This window comes from Flavobacterium sp. WC2416 (assembly GCF_041200095.1).
Classification (GTDB): Bacteria; Bacteroidota; Bacteroidia; order Flavobacteriales; family Flavobacteriaceae; genus Flavobacterium.
Window position 1 is genome coordinate 2577341 of record NZ_CP165626.1, and the last position, 13250, is coordinate 2590590.

The window sequence follows — 13250 nt, forward strand, 5'->3', positions numbered from 1 at the left end:
GGTATGAAAATTAGTATTAAGTAGTAAATATAACCGATTTATTTTTGCAAAAAAAATATTGTTTAAAGATTAAAAGAGAAGTTCTTTTTATCTTTAAACAATAGTAGCTTCGTATTAAAACAACTTCCTAGTTTACTTTTTTATATTCTAATCCTGGACCATCACAATTTCTCCAAGTACTTGACAAAATTGAATTGGGCAGGATATAAAGCTCTTCCTTATTATTTCCATAACAACTCCCTATTATATCACTATCGATTTTATAGGTTAATTCCAGAAAAGACTCCTCTTGCACTTTTAAAAAAACATAGGTTCCAGACAGTTCCGTTTTTTCTCCATTTCTAGTTCTGGATTTAGTAAAGCTACCATCAGTTTTGAAAGTGTAACTCTCTTGCCACTCCATTCCTGTACCAGTAGTTTCAGAATTTGGCAAGTTTCCAGACATTTTGTATAATTCCCATTTTCCATGATACGCGGTTGTGATCGCTTTTATATTGTCATTGGAACAAGAACAAAAAAGGGCTAGCAAAGCACAAAAAATAATTGATTTTTTCATTTTTATCAACGTTTAAATTTCTTACAAGATGCTATTTGATAGTAAAGGTTGCTTCAATTTAATCATTTTTAAATTCTTTTATCGTTCTTCATACATTTTCAACAACTGCGTTACTGTATTCCAATTTCTAATCGTTGCAGTAAGACTTAATTTTTTCTCAATGTATTTTTGGTCTAATCGAGTTTTTCCTGCACCTACGGCATATTTAATAAAGATTCTGTTGCCGTCAATTTGGGCTTCATCAGGTTTAAACTGACTAATTTTTAAATCATTGATGTTTTCAGAACGCAATTCTTTAGAAACAAAAGCCACATATATTTTTTTGATGTCCAATTCTTTCTCTTTCAAAAAAGGATTGTTGGTAAAACATTTTTTTAAATCTTCTATTCCTATTACAATCGTTGGTACATCATGTCCAAATGCTTTAAAAATTTCTTGTTTGATGATAAAACCAACTTTGGCAGCACTTTCTTCTTCAGAATCTACAAAAACATTACCTGATTGAATATAGGTAGCCACATTGGTAAAGCCTATTTTCTCCAAAGTCGTTTTTAATAAATCCATTTTCATCATATTATGTCCAGAAACATTGATACCACGAAGGAGTGCGAGATGCGTTGTCATTTTTTACAGTTTTTGTTATTGTTCCAAAGATATTGTGTTTAAAGTAGAATTCACAATTTTATTAAATTAGAAAATACTGTTTAGTTTTAAGCACAAAAAAAATCCGAAAGTGATAGCACTTTCGGATAAATAACTTTTAATTTTTACTTTTTAAATCAAAACCTTAACAACTACTTTTTTAACTCTGGCGCTTTCTCCATCTTTTACACTTGGTCTGTGCAAATCATCTGGAAAAAACACCGTAAACATTCCTGCCTCCAGTTTTAAATATGTTGTTTCCCCTTCATAAAAAGTGTAATCTTTATCTAAATCACTAGTCACTACTTTTTGATCATTTTTGGTACTTACCCCAATTAATTCAGACCCTTCAATCACATATTGAATATCGATATATTTTGTATGACCTTCGAGTACACAATCTTTGATTTCTTTTGTATCGTATTCCTGAACAATAGCAAATACGACTTTATCCTCAATTTCATAAGTCCCAGGCTCTATTTGATCCAAATCAGTGTTTTTAATAAATTTAAATCCTCTGGCTAATCTTTCGGTAAGGTTAGCGTAAAGGCCATAATTTTCAATTTTATCAATTATCATTTTTTATATTTTATATTTTACGTTGTAGTAATGCTTTTGCAAATTTGAGGAAATATAATATTCTAATTCAAAAATCAACTTTTTTTTATTTTATTGCTTTTCTAAAATAGGGTTAGAAATTGTCGAAATAATTAAGATCAATCATGGATCACTTTGTTTTTTTATTTTCTTCCAATAAATCTAAAGTATGACTTAAAGCATTTGTACTTGTCCAATCATGATGTCCTGTAATAATGTATTTTGGGTTTTTGAATCTAGCTTGCACCCGTTTAATTGTATTTGGCCATTGCTTTATATTAGCTTCTCCAACATATTCTAAGTCTGTAGCATCTATGCTCTTTACTAAGCATCCCCCATAAAGCACTTTCTGTTGATTAAACCAAACTAAAATATTATCTTTTGTATGCCCTTCACCGCCATAAAAGGTTTCAAACTTAAATCCACCAATATTGAAAACAGAATCTTTAGTCATTAGGAATTTAGCCCTTGGTCTTTTATTTTCTTTCGAAATTTTATCTGTTTTCTTAGTGGTATAGGTTTTTATTCCATGTTGTTTGTAGAAATCAATTCCTGAAGTTCTATCTTCATGAGAATGTGTGGATAGTGCCAAAACTACTTTTTTATGATGTTTTGCTTCAATACTATCCAATAACAATTGATATGGAAAATCATCCCAAGGGGAATCAAAAAGAATAACACCAGCTGGAGTAACCACATACATAGCATTGGCATCTTGTTTTTTAGCGCCAAACATTTTATAGGTAGTGTAAACATAAAAATTAGTCGTAATTGGGCTAATTTTTAATTCGTTTTTTACGGTTTGCCCAAAAGAAAAAGTAGAACTGACTATTAAAAATAAGGTTGTTAGAAGAATGTGTTTTTTCATTAGTATTGCTATCGATGATTTATTAAAAGTTCTAAGACAAATATTTTAATAGGGACTTATTCCACTTTTTTAGCATTCATATCTTTTCCCATATTTAATGTCAAGCTATCAACATGTCCATTTTTATCGCTATTAAAAGTAAACTGAGCTGTAATTATTTTACTATAAAATCTATTTTGCGCCATTGGATATACAGTTGTAATTTTTTCGTTAGTTCCTTGAATATATAATTGCCCTTTATCCTCGGTTACTGTAAAAGAATAATTTTCATTTAACTGATATTTACCCAAATAGCTTTTAAGAACTTCTGGAGCAACTGTAACATCAGTAATTAAATCAGTTGTCGCAATCCCTAATTTTTTTAAAACGTTTTTTGCATTTGCATTATCTGGATTTAGTGCCACTGATTTTTTATAATTTTCGATAGCATTGACGGTGTCTTTTTGCAATAGATAAGCCTCTCCTAAACTATCATAAACATTTGAAGAGTTTGGATTTATTAGAACATTAAATTTAAATATCGAAAAGGCTTCCGATAATTTCTTTTCGTTAAGGAATTTGTAACCCAATTCATTAATAGCAGCATCGTCCATTGCATACTCATTTGGCTTCGATTGTATAGATTTAGTCGTTTTTGCAATAGCATCATCTACCGAGTTTACTTCTAATGCTTTTTGTAATTCTGAAAAAACGGTAATCTTAGGAATTTCATAAGGTTTAGACGCTAATATGTTTTCTATCGCCACATTCATCTCATCTTTATTAATAGCATTTCCAGCATTCGTAAGCCAGATATAAGTGCTTTTTTTCTCTAAATCCCTCATGATAAACGCACGGTAACCAAAATCACTTCCTGAGTGGTTAACTGATTTTTTTTCTGGAGTAACAAACCATCCAAATCCGTAATTAGATACTGAACCATCATTTAAAACAACAGGAGTAAACGCTTCTTGCATAGTTTTTTTAGAAACTAACTTTTCAGTATATAAAGCTTGATCCCATAAAAACAAATCATCAACATTTGAAAACATACTTGTAGAACCCGTGTGTGAAACTACATAATCGTCAAGTTCACCAATAACAGTATAACCAATAGCTCTATTTTTTAAATCATTTTTTGGTGTATCCCCAACCAAAGTATTTTTCATTTTTAATGGCTTAAAAATATTTTCTTTCAAAAATGCTGCTAAGGACTTATTCGAAACTTTTTCTACAATTAAACCCAACATAACGTAACCAGCATTATTATACACATAGCGCTCTCCAATGCCAGCGTCCAACGCTTCTCTTTCTTCTATTATTTTTAAAATTTCAGCATTCGTCAGGTTATATTTCTTAGCGAATGGCTGATATAATGGCATACCCGATGTTTGATTTAGTAAATTCCGTATTGTAATATCCTTCCCATAAACAGGGAATTCAGGGAAATACTTGGTGATTTTATCATCGTACGAAAGCTTATTTCTTTCTTTTAAAATCATTATTCCCATAGCAGTGAATTGCTTAGAAACAGATGCCAAATCAAAACAAAATTCTGGTTTTAATAACTGTTTTGTTTCTTTATTGGCATAGCCAAAAGCTTTGCGATAAATCACTTTTCCATTTTCAGCAACTAAAACAGTTCCATTAAATACACCATTTGCATGAGCTTGATTCATTAATTTATCTAGTTGTGCCGTTTTATTTTGCGCTACAGCATGTGGTAAACTAATCAATAGAATAGTGAAAATTAGAAATACTAATTTGAATAAAAATGGGGTTGTTGTTTTCTTCATTTTGGGACTTGTCTGAATTTATATTTTAATAATTTGAAGGTTGAAAAGTTTTTTCAAGTAGTAAATTTATAAGTTTCTTTAAATAAAAAGTATTTATTTTTCAAGTAAAATTTTATATGGAGGTAAAAGAAACTCTTCATTATTTTCTTTAGTTTCGATAATAGCTGTAGCTTCCATTCTTGCAATAAAATCGATAAAATAATAATCAACTCTAAGAAATACTGATTTCATAATATCAGTAATTTTATTTTTATTAAAAGCGGTGAAATTTTGAAAATATTCTGGACTTACTTTCAAATCATTTGCAAAATAATAGTCTTGTTTTCCTACACTGTCTCGAACACTTAATTTATCACAAACATGTCCCAAGATAGTATCGGCATTTTTAATAATTTCATACTCGAACTTGGTGTTTTTAATTTTTGAAGCAACGATATAAAATAACGTATCCGAATCTATTTTACTCTTCATGTACAACCTATTTTCCTTGGGATCATACAGTTGAAAAGCCATATATTGCGAGTTCGTAATTTGTTTATAAAATCCTTTCTTGGTTATAAATGTAGATGTACCTCCCAGAAATTTTATAATTTCAGGAGAATCAATAATCGCTTTACTATCCGTTTGATAATACGATAATTTATATTCAATTTTACCTTCAAAATCCTGACTGTAAACGGAAATTGAGATCAACAAAATAAAAGAAGTAACAATTTTTATCATACTATAAAAAGATATTTATACTAGTTTAATAAAGGACTATATAATAAAACATTTGAAGTAGACTTAAACACAGAGTCTACTAAATTAATATTTTAGGGCTACTTTAAATTTTTGTTTGATAATCAAATATTGTTTTATAGTCCCTGTTTTTTATAAGTATTCGATACGTTCCTTTATCCAAAATTAAATTGGCTTCTTGATTCTTATCGTTTATTTCAATAACATCTGCAGGAACTCCTTCTTTTTCAAATTCATTGCTTCGATATGCCAAAACCAATACTGGAAAATTAATTATAGAATCTGTTTTAATTCGGTATGCTTTTCTTCTACCATCTAAATAAAGCCAATCTGGTCGGCCCTTTTTATAAACTGTTACAGGATGAATAATTCTACAATCAGCAACACCATTTCCCTCCGGACCATTAAATGTTTCTGCATTTCCATTAACCATAATCACAGGTTTCTTTTGATTGGCAATTCTTATGTATGGATTACTAAACTCTGGAGAACCTTTCTCAGAACAGGGAATTTGATTGATAGTAAAAGGATTTACCCCTGTCCTATCACTTAATCGTCCTGCCATCGCTTTCTCCCAACTTTTAATTTCGGGAATTCCCTCATTAAGATGATCGTATCCACAATGAATTAAAAACTTATCTTTAGGATGTTGCTCCATCATTTTAGCAATTTTTTCAGCTTGTATAATTTCTCTGTCCTTTGCAGTCATCCCTTTCACATAATCATATTCATAATCAAATAAAACAAAACCAATATTCAAGGCTTCTTTAATTAAATTAGAATTTTGTGATTCGTGTAAATAAATATTTCCACTTTCAAGATTTACAAATTTACTTTTGTTAATAAGTGTATCATATAAAACTTCAAGCCCAAAATAACGATACCCATTCTTATAAAGACCTTTCAATAAAGATGTCGTAAAAACTCTATGCATCGAATTGTTATGCGCCTCATTAATAATTATTACTCTTTCTTTTTTGGAACGATTTATAATATAATCTTTTGCATTTGTTGGTTTAAAATTATCAAAATACAAGCTATCCTTTGTAGAAATCGATTGTCTTTCAGCTCCCTGCATATCATAAGCTTGCAATGCTTTTTTATAATTTCCACTTATGGAGTAATCCACGGCTGCCGATTGAAATCGCCAAGGAACTGTATCCTTTTTCAACTTAGTACTTATATCCTCTGAAAATTTATATATTTCTTTTTTAGTTTGAGCATTCAGTTTAAAACTGAAGGAAAGAACTAACAATAGAATGGTAAAAACCTGTTTCATATCTTTTTTACATTTTTAACAATTAATCAAATATACACTTTTTTCCTACATCACATTCCATCCGTCCCATTTCCAAATTTCCAAACAAAAAACTATCTTCGCTTCATCAAAATAAAAATCCGCATTAATCTGTGTTTTGCATTTGCAAATCCGTGTTACCCGCGTCCAATACAGTCAAATGAATAACCTCCTACTTACTCCCATTGAATATTTGAAAGGCGTTGGTCCCAGTCGGGGCGAATTGCTACGTAAGGAATTGGGGATTCATAAGTATGCCGATTTAATCAATTTTTACCCCAACCGTTACATTGATCGCACCCGTTATTACAAAATCAATGAATTGCAAAATAATGTAGCCGAAGTTCAAATCATTGGTAAAATTATCAATGTCAAAACGGTGGAGTTTGGTAAAGGCAGGAAACGATTAGTAGCAACGTTTGTCGACGATACTGGACAAATGGAACTAGTATGGTTTCAAGGACATAAATGGGTTCGTGAATCACTCAAAATCAATGAGGTTTGCGTTATTTTTGGAAAATGCACGTCGTTCAATGGTATGTACAATATGTCACATCCTGAAATTGAATTATTGAGCGAACATGAAAAAAGTTTACGCTCCGCCATGCAACCCGTTTATCCTTCGACAGAAACACTCACAAATCGAGGTATTTCAAACCGTACGATTAACAAAATCATGCAACAGTTGTTTCTTGAAACGCATACTTTGTTTACCGAAACGCTTCCGGATTATCTCATTGCTGAACTAAAGCTGATTTCTAAAAAAGACGCTTTAATCAATATCCATTTTCCTAAAAGCACCGAAGCTTTGGCGAAAGCCCAATTCCGATTAAAATTTGAAGAATTGTTTTTTATTCAGTTGCAGTTAATTACTAAAAACCTGATTCAGAAACATAAAATCAAAGGGCATCCTTTTACTGTTGTAGGTGAATTTTTCAATGAATTTTATCAAAATCACCTGCCTTTTGAACTCACGGGAGCACAAAAAAGAGTGATTAAAGAAATAAGAACGGACATGGGTAGCAATGCCCAAATGAACCGATTATTACAAGGTGACGTAGGTTCTGGAAAAACGATTGTGGCATTTATGACGATGTTATTGGCGCTTGATAATGGTTTTCAAGCCTGCTTGATGGCACCTACCGAAATCTTGGCAAATCAGCATTTTATAGGATTATCAGAATTAGCTAAGGAACTGAATATTAACATTAAACTACTCACTGGTTCAAGTAAGACTGCAGCACGAAGAATCATTCACGAAGAACTAGAAAATGGGACTTTGCAAATCCTGATTGGCACACATGCATTGCTAGAAGACAAGGTGAAATTCAAAAATTTAGGATTAGCAGTAATTGATGAGCAACACCGTTTTGGTGTGGAGCAGCGCTCTAAATTGTGGAAGAAAAACGTGATTCCACCACATGTTTTAGTGATGACCGCAACTCCTATTCCAAGAACACTGGCGATGAGTTTGTATGGCGATCTAGATATCTCTGTGATTGATGAATTGCCTCCGGGAAGAAAACCCATTCAAACGGTACATCGTTTTGATAGCAACCGCTTAAAAGTTTGGAAATTCATACGCGATGAAATTGCGATAGGACGCCAAATTTACATTGTTTATCCGCTGATTCAAGAATCGGAGAAAATGGATTTCAAAGATTTAATGGACGGTTATGAGAGTATTTCTCGTGATTTTCCGCTACCCCAATATGCCATTTCAATTTTACACGGAAAAATGAAACCTGCCGATAAAGATGCTGAAATGAAACGCTTCTCCGAAGGTAAAACCAATATAATGGTCGCAACTACTGTAATAGAGGTGGGTGTTAATGTACCCAATGCTTCAGTAATGATTATAGAAAGTGCGGAACGTTTTGGCCTTTCACAACTACACCAGTTACGAGGTCGCGTAGGGCGTGGTGCCGACCAAAGTTATTGCATCTTGATGACGAGTCATAAATTGAGTTCGGATAGTAAAACCCGAATGGAAACCATGGTGAGTACTAACGATGGTTTTGAAATTGCCGAAGTCGACCTTAAACTTCGTGGTCCTGGAAACTTAATGGGAACGCAGCAAAGTGGTGTACTTAATCTTCAAATTGCTGATATTGTAAAAGACAGAGACATTTTGGCGTTAGCCAGAAACCATGCTATGAAAATATTAAAAGAAGATGCTCCGTTGCAAAAACCAGAACATGCTTCCCTAAGAGCAGTTTATATTGAATTGACCAAAAAGAAAAATATTTGGAACTATATCAGTTAGTATTTTTTTTAAAATATTTTTCCCTTTTCCTTTAAACCTTTTAACCATTTTAACGTCCTACTACCATTTAAGAATGATATCAATTGTTTTTCTGAATTTTAAAAATGAGCCTCTCCATTACTATTTCTGAGGATTCATTCATTTTTTTCCATTTATTAAAAATATTTGTATAGACAAACGTTAAATAAAAATTAACAAATTGCTGATTCGGAAATGAAAACCTAAATTTGATTTTTTAACATAATATTATAAAACCCTAATCCTTACTTTACTCAATAACTATGAAAATAAAATACTTTATATACACTTTGTTAATTGTTGGTTTCGGTGCTTTTATCACGTATCGAATTATGGAAAATAAAGAAAAATCGGAAGCAGGAAATGATAAATCAGGAAAACCAAAAGCCATGCGTTTGTCAGGAATTGTGGTTCAACCGCAAACTTTTGATAACAATTTATCCCTTTCGGGTTCAATTGAAGCCAATGAGCAAGTAGAGATTCGATCTGAAGTGTCTGGAATTGTAGAAAGTATAAATTTTCAAGAAGGAACCAATGTCAGTAAAGGACAATTGCTTTTTAAAGTTAATGATACCGAATTAAGAGCGCAACTAAGTCAAGCCAATACCAAAGAAAGTTTAGCCTCAGAAAACGAGCGAAGAGCTAAACTTTTATTACAAAAAGAAGCCATCAGCCAGGAAGAGTATGATGTAGCAAGAGCTGAATATGCATCCACTCGCGCGCAAAGCCAATTGATTAAAGCCCAAATTGCTAAAACAGCAGTAAGAGCTCCGTTTTCAGGTAGAATTGGTTTGCGTTCGATTTCCAAAGGAACCTATATTACTCCTACAGTTTTAGTAGCCAAACTCGTGAACATTGGTCAATTAAAAATCACCTTTTCGATTCCTGAAAAATATGCCAATCAAATAAAAAATAACACCAATCTGAATTTTACAGTGGCGGGATCTTCTGATACGTATTCAGCCAAAGTATATGCTATAGAGCCGGCTGTAGAAATTGATACCAGAACATTACAAGTTCGTGCGATAACAGATAATAAAGATGGGAAATTGTTACCTGGAACTTTTGCTAATGTCGAATTACCACTAGATGTCATTAAAGATGCTATTGTTGTTCCTAGCCAAGCGGTGATTCCAGTGCAAAACGGTAAAAAAGTGTTCATTTCTGATATGGGAAAAGCCAAAGAAATCATGGTTGAAACTGCCACTAGAACGGATGCTTCTCTATTAATTTTATCGGGATTAAAAGCGGGTGATACTGTAATTACAACTGGTGTAATGGCATTAAAAAATGATGCTCCTGTTAAAGTAACCGTTAAATAGATTTAGGGTATCCGATTCAAAGTCGAAATCTTAGCCTTCAAATCAGCAATAAAAAAATAAAAAATCTAAATGAGTTTATCTACACTAAGTATTAAAAGACCCGTGATGACTATTGTTATGAATTTAACAATAGTATTATTTGGGATTATAGGATATACCTACCTTGGCGTTCGAGAATTTCCTTCTATAGATCCCGCTCAAGTTTCTATTCGTACCAATTATACTGGTGCTAATAGTGATATTATAGAGTCACAAATTACGGAACCACTTGAAAAAGCAATCAACTCGATTGACGGAATTAGAAATATCACTTCTTCCAGTGCACAAGGAAGTAGCAATATCACGGTAGAATTTAACTTGGATAAAGACTTAGAAGAAGCCGCCAATGATGTTCGTGACAAAGTATCTCAAGCCATTCGAAGCTTACCACAAGATATTGATGCGCCACCTGTAGTTTCTAAGGCTGATGCCAATAGTGATGCAATTATTTCGATGACCGTACAAAGTGACACTCGTAGTCCACTAGAATTAAGTGATTATGCGGAGAATGTAATTTCACAACGTTTAGAAACCATTCCTGGGGTAAGTGGTGTTCAAATTTGGGGTCAAAAGCGCTACGCCATGCGACTTTGGATTGATCCTGTAAAACTAGCTTCCTACGGATTGACAGTAGCCGAAGTGCGCACCGCATTGAATGCACAAAATGTCGAATTGCCTTCAGGAAAATTAACGGGTGATAATACGGAGTTGACCGTAAAAACGGTTGGAAACTTAGCAACAGCCGAAGAATTCAATAACATCATCATCCGAACGAATGGTGATAAAATTGTCCGTTTAAGTGATGTGGGAAGAGCTGAATTAGGTCCTGAAAATATCGAAACCAAATTAAGTCAGTCGGGTTTACCATTGATTGGTCTTGCGATTGTTCCTCGTCCAGGCGCAAATTATCTAGATATTTCGAAATCTTTTTATGAGCAATTCGAAGCGTTAAAGAAGGATTTGCCAAAGGATATCAAATTAAACATTGCGCTTGACAATACCATTTTTGTAAAAAAATCAGTACTGGAAGTGGCCGAAACCTTAGGGATTTCTATTCTTTTGGTGATTTTAATTATCTACTTATTTTTTAGAGATTGGGCTATTGCTTTTAGACCTTTAATTGACATCCCAGTTTCTTTGATTGCAACCTTTTTCATCATGTGGTTGTTTGGTTTTTCAATCAATGTTTTGACTTTATTGGCCATTGTTTTAGCAACAGGATTAGTAGTCGATGACGGAATTGTTGTCACCGAAAATATTTTCAAAAAAGTAGAAGAAGGTATGACGCCTATCGAGGCAGCTATTAAAGGGTCTAACGAAATCTTTTTTGCAGTAATCTCTATTTCTATCACCTTAGCTGCAGTATTCTTACCAGTAATCTTTTTGGAAGGATTTGTGGGCCGACTCTTTCGAGAGTTTGGTGTCGTTATTGGTGCGGCGGTTTTAATTTCGGCCTTTGTATCGTTAACTCTTACACCCATGTTGAATGCCTATTTAATGAAAGGTGGCGAACAAAAAAAATCAAAATTCTACGTTTTAACCGAACCGTATTTCCAAAAATTAAACACTAATTATGCCGATGCGCTAAGTCGTTTTATGGCTAAAAAATGGTGGAGTTTCCCCATCTTATTTGCTTGCTTTGCTTTGATTTTTGTTTTTTATAATTTGATCCAAAAAGAAACTGCACCTTATGATGACCGTAGTTCTTTAATTCTAAGAATGACTGCTCCTGAAGGCGCGAGTTATGAATATACGGACCGATTCATGCAAGAAATCGCCCAATTGGTAGATGACTCTATTCCAGAGAAAAAAGTAAGTTTGGTCGTGACTTCCCCTGGTTTTGGATCTTCCTCAGTGAATAGTGGTTTTATGCGTCTTTCGTTAAAAGAACCAAGTGAAAGAAAACTATCCCAAGATGAAATTGCCGAAAAATTAACCAAATGGACCAAACAATATCCGGATGCCAAAACATCAGTGACACAACAGCCTACCATCGCCGTAAATAGACGTGGTGGTTTGCCTATTCAATACATCATTCAAACCCAAAGTTTTGCTAAGTTAGAAGAGAAAATTCCATTATTTATGGAGGAAGCGGCCAACAATCCTACTTTTGCCATGACCGATGTGAATTTGAAATTCAACAAACCCGAAATCAACGTAACTATTGACCGTGAAAAAGCGGAGAGTTTAGGTATTTCAGTAATTGATATTGCACAAACTTTGCAATTATCCTTAAGCGGACAGCGTTTTGGCTATTTCATGAAAAAAGGAAAACAATACCAAGTTATTGGACAATTTGACCAAAAAGACCGTTCGAAACCATTGGATTTAACCTCAATGTATGTTAAAAACAACAAAGGGGATTTAATCCAAATGGATAATATTGTGAGTATCGAGGAACAAAGTAAACCGCCACAGTTGTATCATAACAATCGATTCATGTCGGCTACTGTTTCTGCGGCGCTCGCTCCAGGCAAAAGTATCAATGATGGAATTGAAGCTATGGAACAAATTAGAGCCAAAGTACTTGACGATACTTTTACTACCGATTTAGGTGGAGAATCTAGGGATTTTGTAGAGAGTAGTTCGAATACTTCTTTTGCTTTTGGATTGGCTTTACTATTAATATTTTTAATCTTGGCGGCACAATTTGAAAGTTTTATTGATCCGTTTATCATTATACTTACCGTTCCTATGGCCGTGGCAGGAGCCTTATTTTCCTTATGGTTATTTGACCAAACTTGGAATATTTTTAGCCAAATTGGAACTGTAATGCTAATAGGTTTAGTAACCAAAAACGGAATCTTAATTGTCGAATTTGCGAATCAGCTTCGGGAACAAGGCAAACCAAAACTACAAGCCATTCTAGAAGCTTCGGAGGCACGATTGAGACCTATTTTAATGACAAGTTTAGCGATTTCCTTGGGAGCTTTACCAATCGCTATGTCGCTTGGTGCCGCTTCGACAAGTAGAATTGGAATGGGAGTTGTAATTGTAGGAGGAACTATTTTCTCATTGGTATTAACCTTATTTGTAATTCCAGCACTTTATTTTATGTGGTCTAAAGCCCGCAAGCATTACCCAGAATTTGAACACATTGAGGAATATGAAAACGAAAGTAAATAAAAA

General features: G+C 33.4%; 10 protein-coding genes. 3 read left to right on the forward strand and 7 right to left on the reverse strand.

What is annotated here, in order from left to right; genetic code table 11:
* Window positions 1–127 precede the first annotated feature (127 nt).
* From AB3G39_RS10965 to AB3G39_RS10995, 7 genes are all read right to left on the reverse strand, one after another.
* Window positions 128–556 (reverse strand): hypothetical protein, encoded by a 429-nt coding sequence (locus tag AB3G39_RS10965; RefSeq protein ID WP_369765152.1) that lies wholly within the window; start codon window positions 554–556, stop codon window positions 128–130.
* A gap of 78 nt (window positions 557–634) precedes the next feature.
* Window positions 635–1180, reverse strand: coding sequence for a DUF1697 domain-containing protein (locus AB3G39_RS10970; protein WP_367752849.1), 546 nt, complete (start codon window positions 1178–1180; stop codon window positions 635–637).
* Between the two features lie 150 nt (window positions 1181–1330).
* Window positions 1331–1777 carry a YhcH/YjgK/YiaL family protein gene (locus tag AB3G39_RS10975; protein ID WP_369765153.1) on the reverse strand — a complete coding sequence of 149 codons (447 nt, stop codon included), beginning with the start codon at window positions 1775–1777 and terminating at the stop codon, window positions 1331–1333.
* 148 nt (window positions 1778–1925) lie between these two features.
* Complete coding sequence (gene bla, locus AB3G39_RS10980; protein ID WP_369765154.1) at window positions 1926–2663, reverse strand: BlaB/IND/MUS family subclass B1 metallo-beta-lactamase; 738 nt, start codon at window positions 2661–2663, stop codon at window positions 1926–1928.
* Between the two features lie 56 nt (window positions 2664–2719).
* The gene (locus AB3G39_RS10985) at window positions 2720–4438 is read right to left on the reverse strand and encodes a serine hydrolase (protein WP_369765155.1); all 1719 of its coding nucleotides are present in this window, start codon (window positions 4436–4438) and stop codon (window positions 2720–2722) included.
* 93 nt (window positions 4439–4531) lie between these two features.
* The gene (locus AB3G39_RS10990; RefSeq protein WP_367769624.1) at window positions 4532–5161 is read right to left on the reverse strand and encodes a hypothetical protein; all 630 of its coding nucleotides are present in this window, start codon (window positions 5159–5161) and stop codon (window positions 4532–4534) included.
* 103 nt (window positions 5162–5264) lie between these two features.
* The gene (locus tag AB3G39_RS10995; protein WP_369765156.1) at window positions 5265–6458 is read right to left on the reverse strand and encodes a hypothetical protein; all 1194 of its coding nucleotides are present in this window, start codon (window positions 6456–6458) and stop codon (window positions 5265–5267) included.
* Window positions 6459–6636: 178 nt separating this feature from the next.
* Here AB3G39_RS10995 and recG point away from each other — a divergent pair, with 178 nt between their 5' ends.
* From recG to AB3G39_RS11010, 3 genes are all read left to right on the forward strand, one after another.
* The gene (gene recG, locus AB3G39_RS11000) at window positions 6637–8742 is read left to right on the forward strand and encodes an ATP-dependent DNA helicase RecG (protein ID WP_367769616.1); all 2106 of its coding nucleotides are present in this window, start codon (window positions 6637–6639) and stop codon (window positions 8740–8742) included.
* 281 nt (window positions 8743–9023) lie between these two features.
* The gene (locus AB3G39_RS11005) at window positions 9024–10082 is read left to right on the forward strand and encodes an efflux RND transporter periplasmic adaptor subunit (RefSeq protein ID WP_369765157.1); all 1059 of its coding nucleotides are present in this window, start codon (window positions 9024–9026) and stop codon (window positions 10080–10082) included.
* Window positions 10083–10151: 69 nt separating this feature from the next.
* Complete coding sequence (locus AB3G39_RS11010; protein WP_367769612.1) at window positions 10152–13247, forward strand: efflux RND transporter permease subunit; 3096 nt, start codon at window positions 10152–10154, stop codon at window positions 13245–13247.
* Window positions 13248–13250 lie beyond the last annotated feature (3 nt).

Coding starts and splice junctions, on each gene's coding strand:
- AB3G39_RS10965 (WP_369765152.1), bottom strand. CDS start 556: ATGAAAAAATCAATTATTTTTTGTGCTTTGCTAGCCCTTTTTTGTTCT.
- AB3G39_RS10970 (WP_367752849.1), bottom strand. CDS start 1,180: ATGACAACGCATCTCGCACTCCTTCGTGGTATCAATGTTTCTGGACAT.
- AB3G39_RS10975 (WP_369765153.1), bottom strand. CDS start 1,777: ATGATAATTGATAAAATTGAAAATTATGGCCTTTACGCTAACCTTACC.
- bla (WP_369765154.1), bottom strand. CDS start 2,663: ATGAAAAAACACATTCTTCTAACAACCTTATTTTTAATAGTCAGTTCT.
- AB3G39_RS10985 (WP_369765155.1), bottom strand. CDS start 4,438: ATGAAGAAAACAACAACCCCATTTTTATTCAAATTAGTATTTCTAATT.
- AB3G39_RS10990 (WP_367769624.1), bottom strand. CDS start 5,161: ATGATAAAAATTGTTACTTCTTTTATTTTGTTGATCTCAATTTCCGTT.
- AB3G39_RS10995 (WP_369765156.1), bottom strand. CDS start 6,458: ATGAAACAGGTTTTTACCATTCTATTGTTAGTTCTTTCCTTCAGTTTT.
- recG (WP_367769616.1), top strand. CDS start 6,637: ATGAATAACCTCCTACTTACTCCCATTGAATATTTGAAAGGCGTTGGT.
- AB3G39_RS11005 (WP_369765157.1), top strand. CDS start 9,024: ATGAAAATAAAATACTTTATATACACTTTGTTAATTGTTGGTTTCGGT.
- AB3G39_RS11010 (WP_367769612.1), top strand. CDS start 10,152: ATGAGTTTATCTACACTAAGTATTAAAAGACCCGTGATGACTATTGTT.